This is a genomic window from Bradyrhizobium ottawaense (assembly GCF_002278135.3).
Taxonomy (GTDB): domain Bacteria; phylum Pseudomonadota; class Alphaproteobacteria; order Rhizobiales; family Xanthobacteraceae; genus Bradyrhizobium; species Bradyrhizobium ottawaense.
Genome location: NZ_CP029425.2, coordinates 6,868,644 through 6,886,198, shown reverse-complemented (window position 1 = coordinate 6,886,198; position 17,555 = coordinate 6,868,644). Strand labels below are relative to the sequence as shown.

The following is a 17,555-nucleotide window of genomic DNA, read 5'->3' as shown; positions in this document are numbered from 1 at the left end:
GCTTCGTCATTCCGGGGCGGCGCGTCAGCGCCGAGCCCGGAATCCATAACCACAGGCCATCGTAAAAGGCAGGTGGTTAGACGCGGGGCCATTCGATCCGCCTGGGACCATGGATTCCGGGCTCGCGACTTTGTCGCGCCCCGGAATGACAAATCACAAAATCGCATGCGGCAGAAACCGCAAGCGGTTGCCGGTGATCGGGCTCTCGTCCTCGCGGATCGACAATCCGCACGGCTCGTGGTTCACCAGCCAGCTTCCCACCACCGGATAGAAGCCTGAAAAATTCGGCAGCGGCGAGAGCGCTTGGCGCACGAAACCTTCGGCGCCGTAGGGACCTTCCTGCTCGTCCAGCGATACGCCGCCTGACACGATCGTGACGTTGGCGCCTTCGCGCGACAGCAGCGGCTTGCGGACATACGACGTTCCGAGCTCCGCTGCCCGCGCGTCGTCCTCGAAGAACGCCGGCAGCAGATGGGGATGGTTCGGAAACATCTCCCACAGCAGCGGCAAAATGCCCTTGTTGGAGAGCACCGCTTTCCACGGCGGCTCGATCCAGCGCGTCGGCGCCTCCTTCAGCTTCGCGCCGAAGGAATCCTGGAACATCCATTCCCAGGGATAGAGCTTGAAGGCGAGTGCGATGTCGGCCTCGTCGAGATCGACGAAGCCGCCAGGCTCATCGCGCCAGCCGACCTCTTCGATGTCGAGCAACCTGGTCGAGAGGCCGGCCTGGCGCGCGGTGTCCTCGAGATAAGCGAGCGTGCCGGCGTCTTCCGAGTTGTCGGTGGTGCCGGTGAGATGGACATGACGGCCCGCGGCGATCTCCTTCCACGCCGCGATCAACCGCTCATGGATGGAGTTGAACTGATCGGCGCGAACAGGGACGATGCGGCGCTCGATCGCCTGCTCGAGCCAGGTCCATTGAAACACCGCGGCCTCGAAGATCGAGGTCGGCGTATCCGCGTTGTATTCGAGCAGTTTTGCCGGCGACTTGCCGTCGAATTTCAAATCGAGCCGGCCATAGAGGCTGCGGTCGTCGCGCTGCCAGCTCTCGGCGATCAGGCTCCAGAACGCTTCCGGAATCTGCAAGCGCCGCAGGTACCGCTCCTCGCCGATGACGCGGCCGGCAAGCTCCAGGCACATCGCCTCGATCTCGGCGGTCGGCGTCTCGATGCCGCGCTCGATCTCGTCGAGCGTGAAGCCGTAATAAGCGCGCTCGTCCCAATAGCGTTCGCCGTCGATGGTGTGGAAGACGAAGCCGCATTGCGCCGCGGTCTCCCGCCAGTCGTCGCGCTCCAGGCAATTGATGCGCTGCATGGATCAACCGCCGCCAGAGAAGCCATGGCCGAACGAGCCGAAGCCGCCGCGGCTGACGCCGCTGTGGCCGGAATCGGACGACGACGTTCCCGCCGAAGAATGGCTCGAAGAATCGCTGCTGAAGAAGCTCGACCGCGACGACCAGCGCGAGCTGCTGCCGCCTGACGAGCTGCTGCCGCTGCTGCTTGTGCAGGTCGTGGTCGTCTGCCCCGGCACGGCGCCGGGTGTGGGCTCGCAATTCTGCCGCGGCATCATCGTGTAGGCGGTGGTGCCGACCGCGAGCGTGCCCATCACCAGCAGGGCGACATGGCCTGAGCGCTTCGTCGGCTCTTTGGTCGGCAGCGGCAATGGCTGCGGCAGGCGTGGCCGACGCTTGCCGAACTGCTGTTTGGACGGTTTGTCGGCCATCTCAATAGATCATGCTGGCGGCGTTGAGCAGGCCCGCGGCGAGCGAGGACAGCCCGAGCCAGATCGCGGGCGCAAGCTCGCCGGCGGCGATCCGCTCCGACAGCTTCGGCACCGGCACTCTCACGAGAAAGAACACGATGATCTGCACGACCAGCGCGATCGTCGCCCAGATCAGGCAGTCCAGCACATTGGCCGAATGCGCGATGGCGCTGACCAGCGGCGCCACGAAGCCGAGCAGGCTGAGGCCGAGCGCGATCGCCGCGGCGGGCTCGTTGTCGCGGATCAGCTGGAACTCGTTATGCGCGGTGATGCGGGTATAGACGAACAGATACGCCACGATCGCGATCAGCCCGGTGCAGAAATAGACCAGGAAGGCGGGCAGGCCGGCCAGTGATTGCAGGATCATCGTTCCCCCATCGTGCAGCGACCATTCGTCGGCGGGGGAAGCATAGCGGTTCAATGGCGGGACGGCGACGAAGCCGCCTTCACGTCCCCAAAAAACAAAACCCCGCCATTTGCGGCGGGGTCCAGGCTGGGAGGAGCGAGCCCGAAAGGGGCCCGCGACGTAAACCCAGAAGATCAGGCGGGAATGCGCTCTTCGTGCTCGTGCGGCTCGCGCAGCACGTAGCCGCGGCCCCACACGGTCTCGATGAAGTTGCGTCCCTCGGAAGCGTTGGCCAGCTTCTTGCGGAGCTTGCAGATGAAGACGTCGATGATCTTCAGCTCGGGCTCGTCCATGCCGCCATAGAGATGGTTGAGGAACATTTCCTTGGTCAGGGTCGTGCCCTTGCGGAGCGAGAGCAGCTCCAGCATCTGGTATTCCTTGCCGGTCAGATGCACGCGCTGGCCGCCGACTTCCACCGTCTTGGTGTCGAGGTTGACGACGAGGTCGCCGGTCTGGATGACCGACTGGGCGTGACCCTTGGAGCGGCGCACGATCGCGTGGATGCGGGCCACCAGCTCGTCCTTGTGGAAGGGCTTGGTCATGTAGTCGTCGGCGCCGACGCCGAGACCCTTGACCTTGTCCTCGATGCCGGCGAGGCCGGAGAGGATCAGGATGGGTGTCTTGATCTTGGAGACCCGAAGCTGCTTGAGCACGTCGTAGCCGGACATGTCGGGCAGGTTGAGGTCGAGAAGGATAATGTCGTAATCGTATAATTTACCGAGATCGACGCCTTCTTCCCCCAAATCGGTCGTGTAGACGTTGAAGCTCTCAGACTTCAGCATCAGCTCGATCGACTGCGCGACGGCGCTGTCATCTTCAATCAGCAAAACGCGCATGCCAGTTCCCCATAGTCGCCGCTCCTGGGCGTCAGGTCGGCCGCATTCGCGGCACTCAACAAAACGCCTTTGAACAACTGATTCGGATCCTGACAACAGATGGTTAACAAATCCTGATTCTGGAACGCAAGTCCCCCGGGTGCAATTTTTGTCGAATCGCCCTAAGGTCCTGTGCGCGAAGCAGCTTTCGTCACCCAGCTCAGTTCAAGTTCCACTTTAAGAGACGGGCCTAACCGACTCCCGCGACTCAGCCTTCTTCTGAAGGGGAGTCACGCTCAGTCACAAAGACAGTGACGCAATGATTAATGATGCGGGTAAACACGAAGTTAAGCGCCGTTCAGAAATATGGCGAAACTTAAGGTTTTCACCGTGAAGTCCCGGGGATCGCAAAGGGCGACCCTGGGGATGACCAAGGCGCGGTCCTTAATGAAGGCTCTCTTATGAAGGCGCTTGCCGAACAGATCGGCGACATCGACGGCATCAATATCTATGGCCGCGTCGTCGGTGTCCGCGGCCTGATGGTCGAGGTGGCCGGCCCGATTCATGCGATGTCGGTCGGCGCGCGGCTGGTGATCGAGACCGGCGCCAACCGTTCGATTCCCTGCGAGGTGATCGGCTTCTCCGGCAACAATGCTGTCGTGATGCCGTTCGCCGGCCTCGACGGCGTGCGTCGCGGCTGCAAGGCCGTCATCGCCAATGCCGCCAATCTGGTGCGGCCGTCGTCGGCCTGGCTCGGCCGCGTCGTCAACGCGCTGGGCGAGCCGATCGACGGCAAGGGACCGCTGCCGCAGGGCGCCTCGCCGATGCCGTTCCGCAATGCGCCGCCCCCGGCGCATTCGCGCAAGCGTGTCGGCGCCCCGCTCGATCTCGGCGTGCGCGCGATGAACACCTTCCTCACCTGCTGCCGCGGCCAGCGCATGGGCATCTTCGCAGGGTCCGGCGTCGGCAAATCGGTGCTGCTGTCGATGCTCGCGCGCAACGTCGATGCCGCGGTCAGCGTCATCGGGCTGATCGGCGAACGCGGCCGCGAGGTTCAGGAATTCCTCCAGGACGACCTCGGCGAGGAGGGCCTCGCGCGTTCGGTCGTGGTGGTCGCAACCTCCGACGAGCCGGCGCTGATGCGCCGCCAGGCGGCGTATCTCACGCTCGCGGTCGCCGAATATTTCCGCGACGAGGATCAGGACGTGCTCTGCCTGATGGACTCGGTGACGCGCTTTGCCATGGCCCAGCGCGAGATCGGCCTGTCCGCCGGCGAGCCGCCGACGGCCAAGGGCTACACGCCGACCGTCTTCACCGAGCTGCCGAAGCTGCTGGAGCGCGCCGGACCGGGCCTGGGGGAGGGCGCCATCACCGCGATCTTCACGGTGCTGGTCGACGGCGACGACCATAATGAGCCGATTGCGGATGCCGTCCGCGGCATCCTCGACGGCCACATCGTGATGCAGCGCTCGATCGCCGAGCGCGGCCGCTACCCCGCCATCAACATCCTCAAATCCGTCTCCCGCACCATGCCGAAATCGGCCGACCCGCAGTTCTGGCCGACCATCCAGAAGGCGCGGGCGGTGATGGCGACCTATGCCGACATGGAGGAATTGATCCGGCTCGGCGCCTACCGGGCCGGCTCCAGCCCCGAGGTCGACGAGGCGATCCGCCTGCACGAACCGCTCGAGGCGTTCCTGCGCCAGCGCAAGGACGAAAATGCGTCTCTGGCGGACGGGTATCGCCAATTGGCGCAAATCCTCGGTAATTTGGAAACGGAACGCTAACTTTGTCAGGTCATCATCCCATCCCACAGAGTAGCAGAGCCGGTCTTGGCCCCTGTTGGGCCTGTGGGGAGACCGGTGACGTCCCACGTGCAGCGAGGGGACTTCTGGGGAGTACGAGTCGATGAAGTCACGAGATACCCTCATCCGCCTGAAGAAGTTTCAGGTCGATGAGAAGCGCCGCCGGGTCACCCAGATCGAGACCATGATCGCCGACTTCCAGCGGATGTCGACCGATCTCGAGCGCGAGATCACGACCGAGCAGGAGCGAGCCGGGATCAACGATCCCTCGCACTTCGCCTATCCGACCTATGCCAAGGCCGCCATTCAGCGCCGCGAGAACCTGACCCGCTCGGCGGACGAGCTCAAGGGCCAGCTCGACGAAGCCAAGGCCGCGCTGGCCGAGGCCTTCGAGGAGCTCAAGAAGGTCGAGCTCCTGGACGAGCGCGACCAGGCCCGCGAGCGCGCCGAGGAAAATGCCCGCGAGCAGGCCGATCTCGACAGCATCGGCCTGATGCGCGCCCGCATCGGCGCCGTCGCCTGAGCCGCTAGCCGCCAGACCATCCTGGAATTATTGCCAAACCCGGACCCGCAAGGTCCGGGTTTTCGCATGTGCTATCCACAGTGCGGCGCCGCACCCCTTGGTGGACGGCTTGGCCGCGCGCTATGGTAGCGAAGTGCCGGGGCCTGCGCGGAACGCGATGGCCCGCGTGTCGGGGGGCTGAATGCTGACGCCAGCAGAGCTGGTCGGGTTGATCGAGGCGGTGGCGAAGGGCGATCAGGCTGCGTTCGAGCGCCTCTACGCCGCCACGCGCGCGAAACTCTATGGCGTCGTGCTCCGTATCTTGCGCCGACAGGATCTCGCAGAGGAGGTCATTCAGGAGACCTACGTCAAGATCTGGAACGGTGCCGGCGGGTTCAATCCGGCGCTGTCGTCGCCGATCACGTGGATGGCCTCGATTGCGCGCAACCGTGCGATCGACATCGTGCGCAAGAAGTCTGAGGTCTCGATCGAGGAAGAGCCTCAGGCGATGGAGGTCGCGGCCGACAGCCCCGATCCGCTGGCGCGCCGGGAGATGACCGAAGAGTTGAAGCGGCTGCTGGAATGCGTCGGCCGGCTCGAGCCGGACCGTCAGCGGCTCGTGCTTCTCGCCTATTACAACGGCTGGAGCCGCGAGCAATTGGCGGAGAAATTCGCCGCTCCCGTCAACACGGTGAAGACGTGGCTCCGGCGCAGCATGTTGGATATCCGGGAGTGCCTCGGACTATGAGGGTTTATACTGTGAGGGTGGTTCTGGACTGCATGTGATGGCCTACTCGGAGGACCATATCGCGCTCGCCGCGGAATATGCGCTCGGCACCCTCGAGGCCGATGAGCGCGCGCAGGTCGAGACCATGATGGCGGTGGACCCGGCGTTCGCCGACATCGTGCAGGCCTGGGCCTATCGGCTCGGCGCCCTCAACCAGATGGTCGGCTCGGTCGAGCCGCGTCCGATCGTGTGGGAGAACATCAGGTCCGAGATCGCGCGCACGGCGCTTGCGCAGCAGCCGCCTGTTCTGGCCGAAATCGTACCGCCGCCAATCCCGCCCGTCGAGGCCGCGCCGCCGGAAGCGCCGCTGGAGCAGGGACCGCAACCGGAGCCGCAGCCTCCCGAAGCAGAGCAGCCCGAGCCGATGCGCTCCGGATCCGATGTGATACCCGACATCGCGCCGGTGTTCATGCCGCAGGTCCATGCGCCCGATCCTGAGGTCGTCCGGACGCCGCAGGTGCCCATCGCCGACGACACCAACGTGATCCGTCTCGAGGGCCGCGTGAAGCGCTGGCGCTCGATCGCATCCGCGGTCGGTGCGCTCGCGGCTGCGCTGCTGGTGACGCTATCGCTTCAGATCTTCCTGCCCGACGCGCTGCCGGGGGCTTTACGTCCGGCGCCGCGCATCCAGACGGTGGAAGTGAAGACACCGGCCGCACCGCTCGCCGCCGCGGCGCAATATGTCGCGCTGCTGCAGGGCCAGGGCGGTGGCCCCGCCTTCATCCTCACCATCGACGGCGCGACGCGGAATTTCACGGTGCGCAAGGTCGGCGCGACGCCGGAGCCCGGCAAGAGCTTCGAGCTCTGGCTGATCTCCGACAAGCTGCCGCGCCCGCGCTCGCTCGGCGTGATCGGCGCGGGCGAATTCACCGCGCGTCCGCTGCTCGCCTCCTATGATGCCGACGTCGTCAACGGCGCGACCTACGCGGTCACCGTCGAGCAGGCCGGCGGCTCGCCCGACGGCCGGCCGACCTCGGCCCCGGTGTTTTCCGGCAAGCTGATCGAGACCGTGCCGCCGTCCCAGCCGCAGGCGCCCGCGAAGAAATAGGTGCCGTTCATGCGGGCTACGACCCTGTCGTCAGGGTCCGCTTCGCCGTCGCATCCCGACAAGTCTGCCTGAATCCGCCCCCGATTTGAACCTCGCCGCAATTTGCGGCGTCAAATCCCCGGAATTTGCAGTCGGCGCCGCCGATCGTGACGCCGGAGAGGGGCTAGAAATCAGATGGATGCAGCGAAAACGTCCGGCATCTTCGTTCACCAATACACGGGACTGCCGCACGGCCCTGCGTTCGAACATTGGCGCGAGCGGGCTTTCGGGGCCTGCGGCCTCGATATCGGGCCGAGTCATGGCGACAGCATCGATTGCCGGCTCCAGATCAGCGTGGTCGACAACATCGCGCTCGCCATTCCGGAAGGCGCCTCCGCGCAATATTCCCGCACCCAGAGCCACCTTGCCGACGGCAGCGACGACCTCGTGCTGATCGCCGCACATGCCGGCCTCGTGCGTGTCGGGCAGAACGGCCACACCGTGGAGCTTGCGCCCGCGCAAATGGTGCTCGTCGACATGAGCATCACCGGCACCGTCGGTCACACCGATGAAAACCGCTTCACCACCATCCGCATGCCGCGCCGCGCGTTGCTCGACATCAGTCCGCGTGCCGAGGACAAGCTGTCGCAAGTGCTCAGCGACGGTGCCGTCGCAGAGACCATCTTCCGCTACCACGCGCTCGCTGCCAATCACGCGCCGCATCTCGACGCGGTGGGCCAGCGCCTGACCGCGCAGCATATGGTCGATCTCGTCGGCCTCCTGCTCGGCACCGATGCCGAGCATGCCAGCCTTGCGCGCGGCCGCGGCCATGCGGCGGCGCGCCTCGACCTCATGCGCGCCGATGTGATGGCCGCGCTCGGCCGCAACGATCTCTGCCTGTCCGAGGTCGCGACGCGCTCGGGCCTCAGCCCGCGCCAGGCGCAACGCCTGTTCGAGCAGGCCGGCACGACCTTCACCGAATTCGTGCTGGAGCAGCGCCTGCTGCAGGCACGCAAGCTGCTCGGCGATCCCCGCGCCAGGACGCGCAAGATCAGCGACATCGCACATTCCTCGGGCTTTTCCGATTTGTCCTATTTCAACCGTGCATTCCGCAAGCGCTTTGGCGCGACACCGTCGGAATTGCGCGAGGCGTGAGGCGCACCGGTTTCGTTCTGCGGATCACGGTTGGCCCGTTGGCGGCGATGAGCTATATCTACCTGTGCGGGTAGACCGCTCGATCGCTTGTTGTTCGCTCGTCGTTCCATTGGGAAAGTGCAGTCAACGGACATGGCGCGTATCGTCGTGCTCGGCGCCGGATTTGCAGGCCTGTGGGCGGCCATCGGTGCCGCGCGCAAGCGCGACGAGATCGGTGCTGTCAGCGACATCGAGATCTGCGTGATCGATCGCAATCCCTATCACAACATCCGGGTGCGCAATTACGAGGTCGATCTCCGCGAGGTCGCGATACCGTTGCCGAAGCTGCTCGATCCCGTCGGTGTCCGTCACGAGATCGGCGAGGTCGAAGCCATCGATCCGGTCTGGCGCGAGATTTCGCTGGTCACGAGCAGCGGCGAGCGGACGCTGGCCTATGACCGCCTGGTGCTGGCGCTCGGCAGCGAGGTGATGCGTCCCGACATACCAGGCCTCGCCGAGCACGCCTTCGATGTCGATACCTATGTTGCGGCGCTCCGCCTCGAGGACCATCTCGCCTCGCTCGGCCGCAGCGCGCCCGCGCCGGGGCGGTCGACCGTCGTGGTGGTCGGTGCCGGCTTTACCGGCATCGAGGTCGCAGCCGAGATGCCCGACAGGCTGGCGCGGGCAGGCATCGCCGGCAGCCGCCGCATCATCCTGGTCGATCCCAATCCCGCGGTCGGCGCCACCATCGGCGCGCTGGCGCGTCCCATCATCGAGACGGCGTTGGCCGCGCTCGACGTCGAGACGCGTCTCGGCGTGCGCGTCGTCTCGGTCGAGGCCGCCGGCATTCGCTTGAGCTCCGGCGAGTTCATTCCGGCGCAGACGGTGATCTGGTGTGCCGGGATGCGTGCGAGCCCTCTGGCGGCGCGCTTTCCGGACGCCCGCGACCGGCTCGGGCGCCTGCTGGTCGATCCCTTCATGCGGGTTGCCGATGTCGGTGGCGTGTTCGCGGCCGGCGACGTCGCCTCCAGCGTGGTCGACGGGCTGCATCCGACCGTGATGTCCTGCCAGTTCGCGCGTCCCATGGGTCGTTTCGCCGGCCACAACGTGGTCGCCGATCTCGCCGGCCTGCCGATGTTGCCGCTGCGGATCGACTGGTACGTGACCGTGCTCGATCTCGGCGGCTGGGGCGCGCTCTATACCGAGGGCTGGGATCGCGAGGTCAAGGCGACCGGTCAGGCTGCGAAGGCGACCAAGAACATCATCAACCGCAAGCGCATCTATCCGCCGCTGACCGGCAGCAAGGATGAGCTGTTCGCCGCCGCTGCGCCGACGGTGCAGGCACCGCCGCCGACTTACGGGGCTCCGCGTCGTTGAGCTGGCTCGTGCGTATCTGCCCCTCCGCTCACGACCAGATAATCCTAAAAACGGAGGAACGTCGCTCCCTGGCGAATGTTGGCTTGACGGAGACAAAATCTTCGTGAGCAGCGGACAGTCGCCGTCGCAGCAGGAGCGGCGTAACGCCCGCCTGGTCGCGCGATCTAGTCCATCCCCTCATCGCGAAAGAAACATATGAACAGACCAAAGCCGACCCATTTCCGCAATTCGCTGGATTTAAGAGATAAAGTGCAGGTCAGGATCCTGCGCAGGCGGCTCAAGCTATCGGATGAGCAATTTACCAACGTCGTTCGCAAGTCTGGCAGTTCAATCTCGGCCATCACCAAGGAGGCCTCTAGTTTGAAGTAGCGGACCGCCGGCCGCCGTTGCCAACGCGATCGTCCCCGCAGCCATTTCGAGTCAATGCAGTCGAGGCAGGCCCTGAACATGAAAATACAGGTTGGCTTCGAGATGACCTACGAATTCCAGCAAGTCACACCATTGATTGCTGTCGTCGGTATGCATTTCACCCGGGCATCCGACATCATCGTGCCGGATTATCTCATCACCGAGCCTCCCGTGCCGATCTCGCCCTACCGCGACGGCTTTGGAAACTGGTGCAATCGATTTGTCGCGCCCGCCGGCCGCATGCGTCTTTCCGCCAACGGCACAGTGCGCGATAGCGGGCTGCCTGATGTCATTGTGCCTTCCGCCACGCAATGCGCGGTGCAGGATCTGCCACCTGATACCATCGTCTATCTGCTTGGCAGCCGCTACTGCGAAACCGATCGGCTTTCTGACATCGCATGGAAGCTGTTCGAGAACGTGGCGCCGGGTTGGTCACGGGTCCAGGCGATCTGCGATTTCGTGCACAATCACATCGCATTCGGCTACCAGCATGCGCGGGCCACCATGACGGCTTGGGACGTATTCAACGAGGGCAAGGGCGTCTGTCGCGACTATGCGCATCTTGCCATTGCATTCTGCCGTTGCTTGAACATTCCAGCGCGCTATTGCACCGGCTATCTCGGCGACATCGGCATCCCGCCGCCCCACGCCCCCGGAGACTTTGCAGGCTGGTTCGAAGCCTATCTTGGCGGTCGCTGGTACACATTCGATGCACGCAACAACACTCCGCGAATTGGGCGCGTCCTGATTGCACAAGGCCGCGATGCGGCGGATGTTCCGATTGCCCAGACTTTCGGACCCAACACGCTCGTCAGCTTCAAGGTGTGGACTGATGAACTTGTGTAGAGTGATCGCCTTGGGCGATTGGGTGCCAGGCGGCTGAGATTGATCTCGCTAACTGATTAGAAGACTGCTACACAGTTCGCATCACCGTGCGCTACGTGGCCGTTATCGGTGACTGAGAGCTTCGCGCTCCCGCCTCAACCCAAGAGAAGGCGGTCAGATGTCAGATTTCGACAAATTCGACATTCGTGAGTGGCTCGTACCACCTTTGTTGGTGCCGGTCTTTCTCGTGCTGCTGATTGCGGTGACGGCCATTTTGTAGCGGCAAGTCGGTTCAATCACCATGCGTCAGAACTGCAAACCGCGGCGTTGAGCCAGTTCAAGCTAACGGGAGCCCAAAATGGCAAACACGGCGATCATCAGGGATGCCTACGGGGTTCCGGCAATCTTCGTTGGTTCGAAGACTGGCCGGGACGATGCGCCCTTTGTTTTCGTGAGGGTCGGAGGTGAGGAGCGCCGGATGCGTTGGTCCGAATGGGATGCTCTTCCGGCCTGGACCGGCGAGCGTCCCACCTGGGCGAGTAAAACCAAATAGCTATGGAGTGTTCAGCATGAGGATGGTTCGAACAGGCACATGGACCGCGGCGCTCTTGCTGGCATTCGCACTGGGCACATTCACGCCAACAGCTTTTGCCGCCGAGCCGAACTGCCGTGCGATCGAAAGTACCAGCGCGCGCCTTTCCTGTTACGATGCGGCATTTCCTCCAAGAACCAGGAAGCCCGATGAAGCCGGCATCGACCCATCGTCAGGTTACAAAGATCCATTTCGTGCGGAAGAAGCCCGAACCGCCGCGAAGCTCAAGAATATTTGCCGCGGTTGCTGAGTCTCGCTTCCGAACATGCGCGCCAATTGAGAGAGCCTGTGAGATGACGAACGATGATGCCAAAGGTTGTCGAGTGGTGCGCCAACGAAAGCGTGCTCTTCATCTGGCTGGCACGGTATTGGATGGGAGGGCAGACCGCACAAGGCGCCAGTGGATGCGGATAGTTGCTGCCAGGAACCGAACAAAGCGCTCGCTATCCGGCAGATAAAGGCGCACTGTCCCACGACCATCGAGCGGCCCATAGCATCTATCGGTGGTGTGAACGCAAGTTGCGCTCCCGCTCAACCCCGCAGCGGAGCGTCATACATGCCGGCTCAACGGTCCCCACGACAATCCTTGACATTCGAATACCGCCTTGCGCAAGAGGCGATCAATCTCCGCCTACAGGCCAACGGGATGCCCGCTGGCGTCCGCCGCGCGGAGCTTCTGCGAAAAGCCCGCCAGATCGATGTTGCTGGGGAGCTCAACAAGTGGCTGACCTCGCCGGGCCTACTGCCGCCATCTTGAATTCAGGTCTCGTTCTCCTTCATCGGGATTTTGCTCTCACCCTCCCGGGGGCTGGTAAGCCGCCGCCTGCGCTTCATTTAAGCGGTCGGCGTTTTTCTCGAGATGGAAAGCCATTGGGCGCGACGTCTAGCGGCTGATCGTGATTTCCATGTAGCTTTCCAGGAACGCCGCTGGAAGAGCGGCTTTAAGCTTTATACCTGACTTGCGGTGCGGTTCGCCGACATCAGCCTTGATTGCAATCCTGGAAATTTGACACGGAGGCTACTGACCGAGACCAATTCGGTGGATGGGCCCAGCTTACAAGCCCTTGTGTTGCCCGACGGGCAAAACACCCAATCCATCGGTCAATCGGCGCCTTAAAAATATTCCACTTTACCGAATTTCGGAAAGGGCGTATGTGTCGTCGCAACCCGGCCCAAGGAAGAGGGGCGTATCGCGATCGTCACGAACGCGGGCCGGGCGGCGGTGGACGCTGATTGCATCGGCGCGAAGAGCTTTCGCAGGGCGGAGAGCCGTGAGCGAAAGCATCGCGCACACGACCGGTGTGATCGGCGTACGGCAAAATCGTGTGGTCCTGGCGCCCGGGGTCTGTGCGCCAAGTCTTGTGGTGATGTGTGCGGTCCAACCGGGCCCACGCATCAGCCATCCGCAAGGCGACGGGGGCAATAGTGCAACGCTCCCCGGGGAGATCACGACATAAGCCGTAAAGCCACTGCGCAGGGAAGGCCGGGATGTCCTGGCTACACCTGTATGCCGCTGTGCAGCTTCTTGTTACGCAGGATTCGCACAGTGGACCGCGGGTGCCAGCCGGCGCCCGGTCTTCCCTGCGCCCTCTCCATTCAAGAGGGTGAAGAGATCAAGCAAAGCTCGGGCGAGATCAGCCGCGAGGATGCGAAGGCGTGTCTCGGAGGCGTAGGATGGGTAGAGCACTTGCGAAACCCATCATGTTTCAACACAGGGGAAGTGTTGATGGGTTTCGCTGCGCTCTACCCATCCTACGAGCTGCGTCCAAATTCCGCTCTCATGCCCCGGACGCAGCGCAGCGCTTCTTCAGCGATGCGCTGCAGAGCCGGGGCCCACGTGGCAGCAAATGCTGTGGCTTCCTGGGTCCCGGCTCTGCGCAGCAGCGTAAGATCGCTGCAGCGCGTCCGGGACACGAGAGTGGTGGGCGCTGGTACTTCACACTCCGTCACGGCGTTCGCACAACAGAGCAGGCGGTATCGTGACGCGGCAAGCTGCAACATCCTTCATGACGCCGGCGTGGCGAAATCCACACGCCTCGCGCGCCGACAACTCCGTCATCAAATTATTGCTTGATGTGCCCAGGTTGTTTCGTCTAGCGTCACCCGCAGGGGTTGGGAATGGCATTCTGTCCATAGCAGCCCGTAGGATGGGTTGAGCCCTTGCGAAACCCATCATCCTCTGCCGCTGAAACGATGGGTATCGCTTCGCTCCACCCATCCTACGGCCGCTCTCAACTTCGGCCTTTCTCGCAAGGAGAACAGGCCGATGCCGGGCACCGGGAAGAAGACGCGTGGAGAGAAGCGGATGACGAAGACCGGAGCCGCGAAGCGGATCGAAGAGCCAACGCCAGCGGCAGCAGGGCAGGCGAGCGCCGGCCTCGGCGAAGCGTCCGGCAGCGCTCCGCACGCGAACGGCGCCCAGGCCGCAAACGAATCCGGGGCTTCCACCGCCGCCGCGCAAGCGGTCCCGCCGCCCAAGACCGTGTCGCAGGTGCTCGGCGAGATCACCTGGCTGATGACGCAGTCGCCGCGCCACAAGGCGATCCCGCTCGGCGATCTCGAATGGCTGGTGATGCCGGCGATCCTGCTGCAGCAGTTCCGCATCTTCTACAAGGGCGAGCAGCCGGTTGGCGTCGCATTCTGGGCGCTGGCGGATGAGACCGTTGCGAAGCGGATCGATGCGGGGGATGTGCGGTTGACGCCGACGGAATGGAAGAGCGGGGCGAACAGGAAGATCATCGATGTGGTTGCTCCGTTTGGGGGCGAAAGCGAGATGCGCGATCAAATAGAGCCCGGTAAGTGGTAAATTCGATGCCGCCTGTGTTCCGCGTTTATGCGTATCGATTGGCTAGGGTCTGTACCTAAATAGCGCCACGTGATTCTCTTGCCTACGTGTTGATTCGGGGGCGAGAGAATGCGCGCTGGTTTGTTTTGGCTGAACGACAGGCAATGGGCGCGTATCGAACCGCATCTGCCGAGGGGACTGACGGGGCCGGATCGGGACGACGACCGACGCATCGTCAGCGGCATCATTCACATGCTGCAATCGGGTGCACGATGGCGTGATTGTCCACGTGAATACGGCCCTTACACGACGATCTACAATCGCTTCAATCGCTGGGCCAAGCGAGGACGATGGTGCGCAATCTTCGAAGCGCTGGCCAAGCCTGGCGAAGACGGCGTCGTACTGTCGCTCGACTCGACCTCGATTAAAGCTCACCGGTGTGCCTCCGGCGGAAAAGGGGGGAGCACAATCAAGCAATCGGCCGCTCGCGCGGAGGCCGCACGACAAAAATCCATGCGCTGAGCGATCCGCTCTGCCGGCCGGTCGTCCTGCATCTGACTCCAGGCCAAGATGCCGATATCGCTGCGGCTCCCGATGTCCTGGCGCTCGCGCCACCCATGAGCGTGCTCCTCGCCGACAAAGGGTATGATGGCGACAAGCTTCGCGGCGCAATCATTCGTCGTGGCGCCAAGCCCGTAATCCCCAATAAATCTAACCGTGTCGTCATCCATCGCTTCAACAAACGCGCCTACAAAGGACGAAATGTCATCGAACGCTGCTTTTGCAGGCTCAAGGACTTCCGGCGCATCGCCACGCGATATGACAAGCTCGCCCGTAATTTTTTGGCCGCTGTTCATCTCGCCGCTCTCGTCGCATATTGGCTCAATTGAGTCTGGACCCTAATGCAGCTTGGTGTGGTCGGCTGCTGTCTGTTGCCGCGAGCTGCCTAGAGCCTACCATTAGGGCGCTTCCGGCTGCATTGTTTTTCCTCAGCTCGCTTAGCTGTCTGAACTTTCCTCTATCTGCCGAGCCGAGTAGCGGTAACGGACTTATATCATCGTCAAAATACCTTTGGTCTATCCCGGAGGTCACGGTACTGGAGGTTGCTCCAGCGACGAACGGCACCGCGGTCCTCCTTCTTCAAGATCGTGAGAAGCGCCTGGCATTGTCGATCGGCGCGAGCGAGCTTAGCACTGGTACCCGCGTTCCAATTCTGAGTGCGAAGATGCTTGCTGCCTCCGCCATCCATTTGGCAGTGGCAGCGGACGGCTCGCTCTGGGTCGGGGGAACGCAGAACATCCGACGTTCGATCGGTGGTGCTCCTTTGTCTGATGGCTACATCGCAAAGCTCGACCCGGCCGGGCACGTGATTCGGGAAATTGAGGTTGCGCGCAATCGTGATAACACAATTGCTGATATAGCGGTTTTGCCCAGCGGTGACGCGGTGATCGTCGGGAGAGAAGACGACGCAAGCTGGCTCGCGCGAATATCTGGAGATGGAGAGATCGTTTGGGAGAAGACGTTCGGCGCGGGCAAAATCGCCTCGGTTACTGTATTGAATGATTTGATTGCGGTAGTGGCTTTCGAAGCTGTCGATGGCCATCCTGTCGGCGCTGCTGTGCGAGTCGCTTTATGGCGGTTTGAGACTGAAGGTCGACTTCTTGATCGTCAACTTGTCCGTGAAGAGCCGGCTCAAAATCCAAGCTCCGCTTGGCTAATGAAAGTTGTTTCCGGACGGGGCGACCTTTACGCAGCGACTGCGTGGACTGAGCCATGGTCGAAGCCTCCTTCGGCAAAGCCATTGAGCGTTGCGCGCATCACTCCGAAGGGCCAGATTATTTGGCAGAAAGACGTTCCCGATACTGTTGTGCCAGGTCGCCTAGGACCCATGCCGTGCCCTCGTACCGTTGTTGCTCCTCTAGACGGTGGTCTGATCACCTTCTGTGTCGCTGCGGAAGGTACAAACCTTTTTTATCTAGAGCGGGCAACGACCCAAATCACCCGTGATCTTCTCCCCAATACGGTAGAGCGAGTGTGCGACGGATCGAATGGGCGTGCCTCGTTCATGCTCCCGCATTCCGATTCGAGCATTTTGATATTCGGGACCGGCGGGAGTTGCAGTTGGCTTCAAAAGGTCCAGCTCAGGAAAAAGTGAACAAGTCTTGCTGAGCCCGTAGGATGGGTTGAGCCCTTGCGAAACCCATCACTTTCTTCTCCGCCAATTCATGATGACAAATTATCGTCGCAACTTCGTCCCGGGAGGCAGCTTCTTCTTTACCGTCAATCTGGCGGAGCGCAGGCTTTCCCTGCTGACGGACCATGTCGAGATCTTGCGCGCGGCCTTCCGCGAAACACGCCGACGTCATCCCTTCACGATCGACGCCGTCGTTGTGCTGCCCGATCATCTCCATGCGGTATGGTCGTTACCCGAAGGCGATTCCGATTTCGCAACACGCTGGCGACTGGTCAAGTCAGCATTTTCTCGCGGCGTCGAGCGCGGTGAACGAATATCATCGAGCCGCGCCGCAAGGGGCGAACGCGGAATCTGGCAGCGCCGCTATTGGGAGCATGCCATACGCGATGAAGGCGATTTCGTGCGCCATGTCGACTACGTCCACATCAATCCGGTCAAGCATGGGCTGGTCCCGCGCGTATGCGACTGGGCATGGTCCTCGTTTCATCGCCATGTGAGGCTTGGCAATTATCCGGTCGACTGGGCCGGCGATCGTTCGGAGGATGCACACGAATACGGTGAAAGAGGAGAGGGCAGATGATGGGTATCGCTGCGCTCAACCCATCCTACGCGGGCCGGGAATGACGGAGTGAGGCGGGTGCTGAAATCGCGTTGCAGCGCGTCCGGAACACGAGAGGAGACAGTCGTGTGTTTGATGAATTTGGCGAGCGCGCCTGCAATCACACCCCCAGACATGAGAAAGCGCCCGTGGGGGGCGGGCGCTTTCTGTAGTCGACTTGGGGTTGGGGTCGTCTACATATCCACGTGGCGACTTTGGGGGGCTGGTAAAGAGCCGCGTGAATTCAAAAAACTCGTCAGATCTCCTTAGCGAACGAGGGATGCATTCGCGCTGGTGATAACAACCGGCTTGTCGGCCTTGATGACGCGGGCGGTCTGGGTCAGACCTTCGTCCGAACCCGTGCGTGCCGTGATGCCGAGGCCCGCCACCGCGATCCCTGCGACGAGGGCAACGACCACGACTTTCAAATGGGTCGCGCGATCTGCGCTGTAGATCGAGTGGTTCATGGAAGCCTCCTGCCGCCATCTACCCGAAGTAGTCGCCGGCCGTTTCAGGCAGGTTCATGCTTCCGGTGCCCA

17 protein-coding genes are annotated in these 17,555 nt (G+C 62.6%); 12 read left to right on the top strand and 5 right to left on the bottom strand.

Features of this window, described 5'->3' with window-relative positions:
- Positions 1-153 precede the first annotated feature (153 nt).
- The 4 genes from CIT37_RS32460 to ctrA all read right to left on the bottom strand — a co-directional run bounded on the left by CIT37_RS32460 (position 154) and on the right by ctrA (position 3,003).
- Positions 154-1,314 carry a glutathionylspermidine synthase family protein gene (locus tag CIT37_RS32460; RefSeq protein ID WP_095425225.1) on the bottom strand — a complete coding sequence of 387 codons (1,161 nt, stop codon included), beginning with the start codon at positions 1,312-1,314 and terminating at the stop codon, positions 154-156.
- Positions 1,315-1,317: 3 nt separating this feature from the next.
- A complete protein-coding gene (locus CIT37_RS32455) occupies positions 1,318-1,722 on the bottom strand; it encodes a hypothetical protein (RefSeq protein ID WP_095425224.1) in 405 nt (134 codons plus the stop codon).
- Between the two features lies 1 nt (position 1,723).
- Positions 1,724-2,128 carry a DUF350 domain-containing protein gene (locus CIT37_RS32450; protein WP_095425229.1) on the bottom strand — a complete coding sequence of 135 codons (405 nt, stop codon included), beginning with the start codon at positions 2,126-2,128 and terminating at the stop codon, positions 1,724-1,726.
- A 173-nt stretch (positions 2,129-2,301) separates the two neighbouring features.
- Complete coding sequence (ctrA, locus tag CIT37_RS32445; protein WP_008138878.1) at positions 2,302-3,003, bottom strand: response regulator transcription factor CtrA; 702 nt, start codon at positions 3,001-3,003, stop codon at positions 2,302-2,304.
- Positions 3,004-3,443: 440 nt separating this feature from the next.
- Here ctrA and fliI point away from each other — a divergent pair, with 440 nt between their 5' ends.
- From fliI to CIT37_RS32380, 12 genes are all read left to right on the top strand, one after another.
- Positions 3,444-4,769 (top strand): flagellar protein export ATPase FliI, encoded by a 1,326-nt coding sequence (fliI, locus tag CIT37_RS32440; RefSeq protein ID WP_028142190.1) that lies wholly within the window; start codon positions 3,444-3,446, stop codon positions 4,767-4,769.
- A 121-nt stretch (positions 4,770-4,890) separates the two neighbouring features.
- Entirely contained in the window at positions 4,891-5,310 is a 420-nt protein-coding gene (gene fliJ / locus CIT37_RS32435; RefSeq protein ID WP_008138882.1) for a flagellar export protein FliJ, read from the top strand.
- A 181-nt stretch (positions 5,311-5,491) separates the two neighbouring features.
- Positions 5,492-6,037: a sigma-70 family RNA polymerase sigma factor gene (locus CIT37_RS32430; protein ID WP_095425223.1), complete on the top strand. Its 546-nt coding sequence runs from the start codon at positions 5,492-5,494 to the stop codon at positions 6,035-6,037.
- Positions 6,038-6,074: 37 nt separating this feature from the next.
- On the top strand, positions 6,075-7,124 hold the full coding sequence (locus tag CIT37_RS32425; protein WP_095425222.1) for an anti-sigma factor: 1,050 nt from the start codon (positions 6,075-6,077) through the stop codon (positions 7,122-7,124).
- 174 nt (positions 7,125-7,298) lie between these two features.
- Positions 7,299-8,258: a helix-turn-helix transcriptional regulator gene (locus CIT37_RS32420; RefSeq protein ID WP_028142193.1), complete on the top strand. Its 960-nt coding sequence runs from the start codon at positions 7,299-7,301 to the stop codon at positions 8,256-8,258.
- Positions 8,259-8,390: 132 nt separating this feature from the next.
- Entirely contained in the window at positions 8,391-9,614 is a 1,224-nt protein-coding gene (locus tag CIT37_RS32415; protein WP_028142194.1) for an NAD(P)/FAD-dependent oxidoreductase, read from the top strand.
- Positions 9,615-10,061: 447 nt separating this feature from the next.
- Positions 10,062-10,868, top strand: coding sequence for a transglutaminase-like domain-containing protein (locus CIT37_RS32405; protein ID WP_028142196.1), 807 nt, complete (start codon positions 10,062-10,064; stop codon positions 10,866-10,868).
- Positions 10,869-11,416: 548 nt separating this feature from the next.
- Positions 11,417-11,689: a hypothetical protein gene (locus tag CIT37_RS32400; protein ID WP_080670183.1), complete on the top strand. Its 273-nt coding sequence runs from the start codon at positions 11,417-11,419 to the stop codon at positions 11,687-11,689.
- Between the two features lie 2,055 nt (positions 11,690-13,744).
- Positions 13,745-14,245, top strand: a complete 501-nt coding sequence (locus CIT37_RS32395; RefSeq protein WP_161966252.1) for a toxin-activating lysine-acyltransferase — start codon at positions 13,745-13,747, stop codon at positions 14,243-14,245.
- A 108-nt stretch (positions 14,246-14,353) separates the two neighbouring features.
- Positions 14,354-15,114 (top strand): IS5-like element ISBj2 family transposase gene (locus CIT37_RS32390; protein WP_110115815.1). Its coding sequence is split into 2 segments (ribosomal slippage): positions 14,354-14,693 and positions 14,693-15,114, totalling 762 coding nucleotides; the frame shifts between segments, so codons are not numbered across the junction.
- 335 nt (positions 15,115-15,449) lie between these two features.
- Entirely contained in the window at positions 15,450-16,379 is a 930-nt protein-coding gene (locus CIT37_RS32385) for a hypothetical protein (protein ID WP_152036289.1), read from the top strand.
- A gap of 73 nt (positions 16,380-16,452) precedes the next feature.
- Positions 16,453-16,998, top strand: coding sequence for an REP-associated tyrosine transposase (locus CIT37_RS32380; protein ID WP_028142197.1), 546 nt, complete (start codon positions 16,453-16,455; stop codon positions 16,996-16,998).
- Between the two features lie 284 nt (positions 16,999-17,282).
- Here the strand turns inward: CIT37_RS32380 and CIT37_RS32375 are convergent, their stop codons facing one another.
- The gene (locus CIT37_RS32375) at positions 17,283-17,483 is read right to left on the bottom strand and encodes a hypothetical protein (protein WP_028142198.1); all 201 of its coding nucleotides are present in this window, start codon (positions 17,481-17,483) and stop codon (positions 17,283-17,285) included.
- Between the last annotated feature and the right edge of the window lie 72 nt (positions 17,484-17,555).

Excerpts from the sequence above, each read along its gene's own strand:
- CIT37_RS32460 (WP_095425225.1), bottom strand. The coding sequence starts at position 1,314 with ATGCAGCGCATCAATTGCCTGGAGCGCGACGACTGGCGGGAGACCGCG.
- CIT37_RS32455 (WP_095425224.1), bottom strand. The coding sequence starts at position 1,722 with ATGGCCGACAAACCGTCCAAACAGCAGTTCGGCAAGCGTCGGCCACGC.
- CIT37_RS32450 (WP_095425229.1), bottom strand. The coding sequence starts at position 2,128 with ATGATCCTGCAATCACTGGCCGGCCTGCCCGCCTTCCTGGTCTATTTC.
- ctrA (WP_008138878.1), bottom strand. The coding sequence starts at position 3,003 with ATGCGCGTTTTGCTGATTGAAGATGACAGCGCCGTCGCGCAGTCGATC.
- fliI (WP_028142190.1), top strand. The coding sequence starts at position 3,444 with ATGAAGGCGCTTGCCGAACAGATCGGCGACATCGACGGCATCAATATC.
- fliJ (WP_008138882.1), top strand. The coding sequence starts at position 4,891 with ATGAAGTCACGAGATACCCTCATCCGCCTGAAGAAGTTTCAGGTCGAT.
- CIT37_RS32430 (WP_095425223.1), top strand. The coding sequence starts at position 5,492 with ATGCTGACGCCAGCAGAGCTGGTCGGGTTGATCGAGGCGGTGGCGAAG.
- CIT37_RS32425 (WP_095425222.1), top strand. The coding sequence starts at position 6,075 with ATGGCCTACTCGGAGGACCATATCGCGCTCGCCGCGGAATATGCGCTC.
- CIT37_RS32420 (WP_028142193.1), top strand. The coding sequence starts at position 7,299 with ATGGATGCAGCGAAAACGTCCGGCATCTTCGTTCACCAATACACGGGA.
- CIT37_RS32415 (WP_028142194.1), top strand. The coding sequence starts at position 8,391 with ATGGCGCGTATCGTCGTGCTCGGCGCCGGATTTGCAGGCCTGTGGGCG.
- CIT37_RS32405 (WP_028142196.1), top strand. The coding sequence starts at position 10,062 with ATGAAAATACAGGTTGGCTTCGAGATGACCTACGAATTCCAGCAAGTC.
- CIT37_RS32400 (WP_080670183.1), top strand. The coding sequence starts at position 11,417 with ATGAGGATGGTTCGAACAGGCACATGGACCGCGGCGCTCTTGCTGGCA.
- CIT37_RS32395 (WP_161966252.1), top strand. The coding sequence starts at position 13,745 with ATGACGAAGACCGGAGCCGCGAAGCGGATCGAAGAGCCAACGCCAGCG.
- CIT37_RS32385 (WP_152036289.1), top strand. The coding sequence starts at position 15,450 with ATGCTTGCTGCCTCCGCCATCCATTTGGCAGTGGCAGCGGACGGCTCG.
- CIT37_RS32380 (WP_028142197.1), top strand. The coding sequence starts at position 16,453 with ATGACAAATTATCGTCGCAACTTCGTCCCGGGAGGCAGCTTCTTCTTT.
- CIT37_RS32375 (WP_028142198.1), bottom strand. The coding sequence starts at position 17,483 with ATGAACCACTCGATCTACAGCGCAGATCGCGCGACCCATTTGAAAGTC.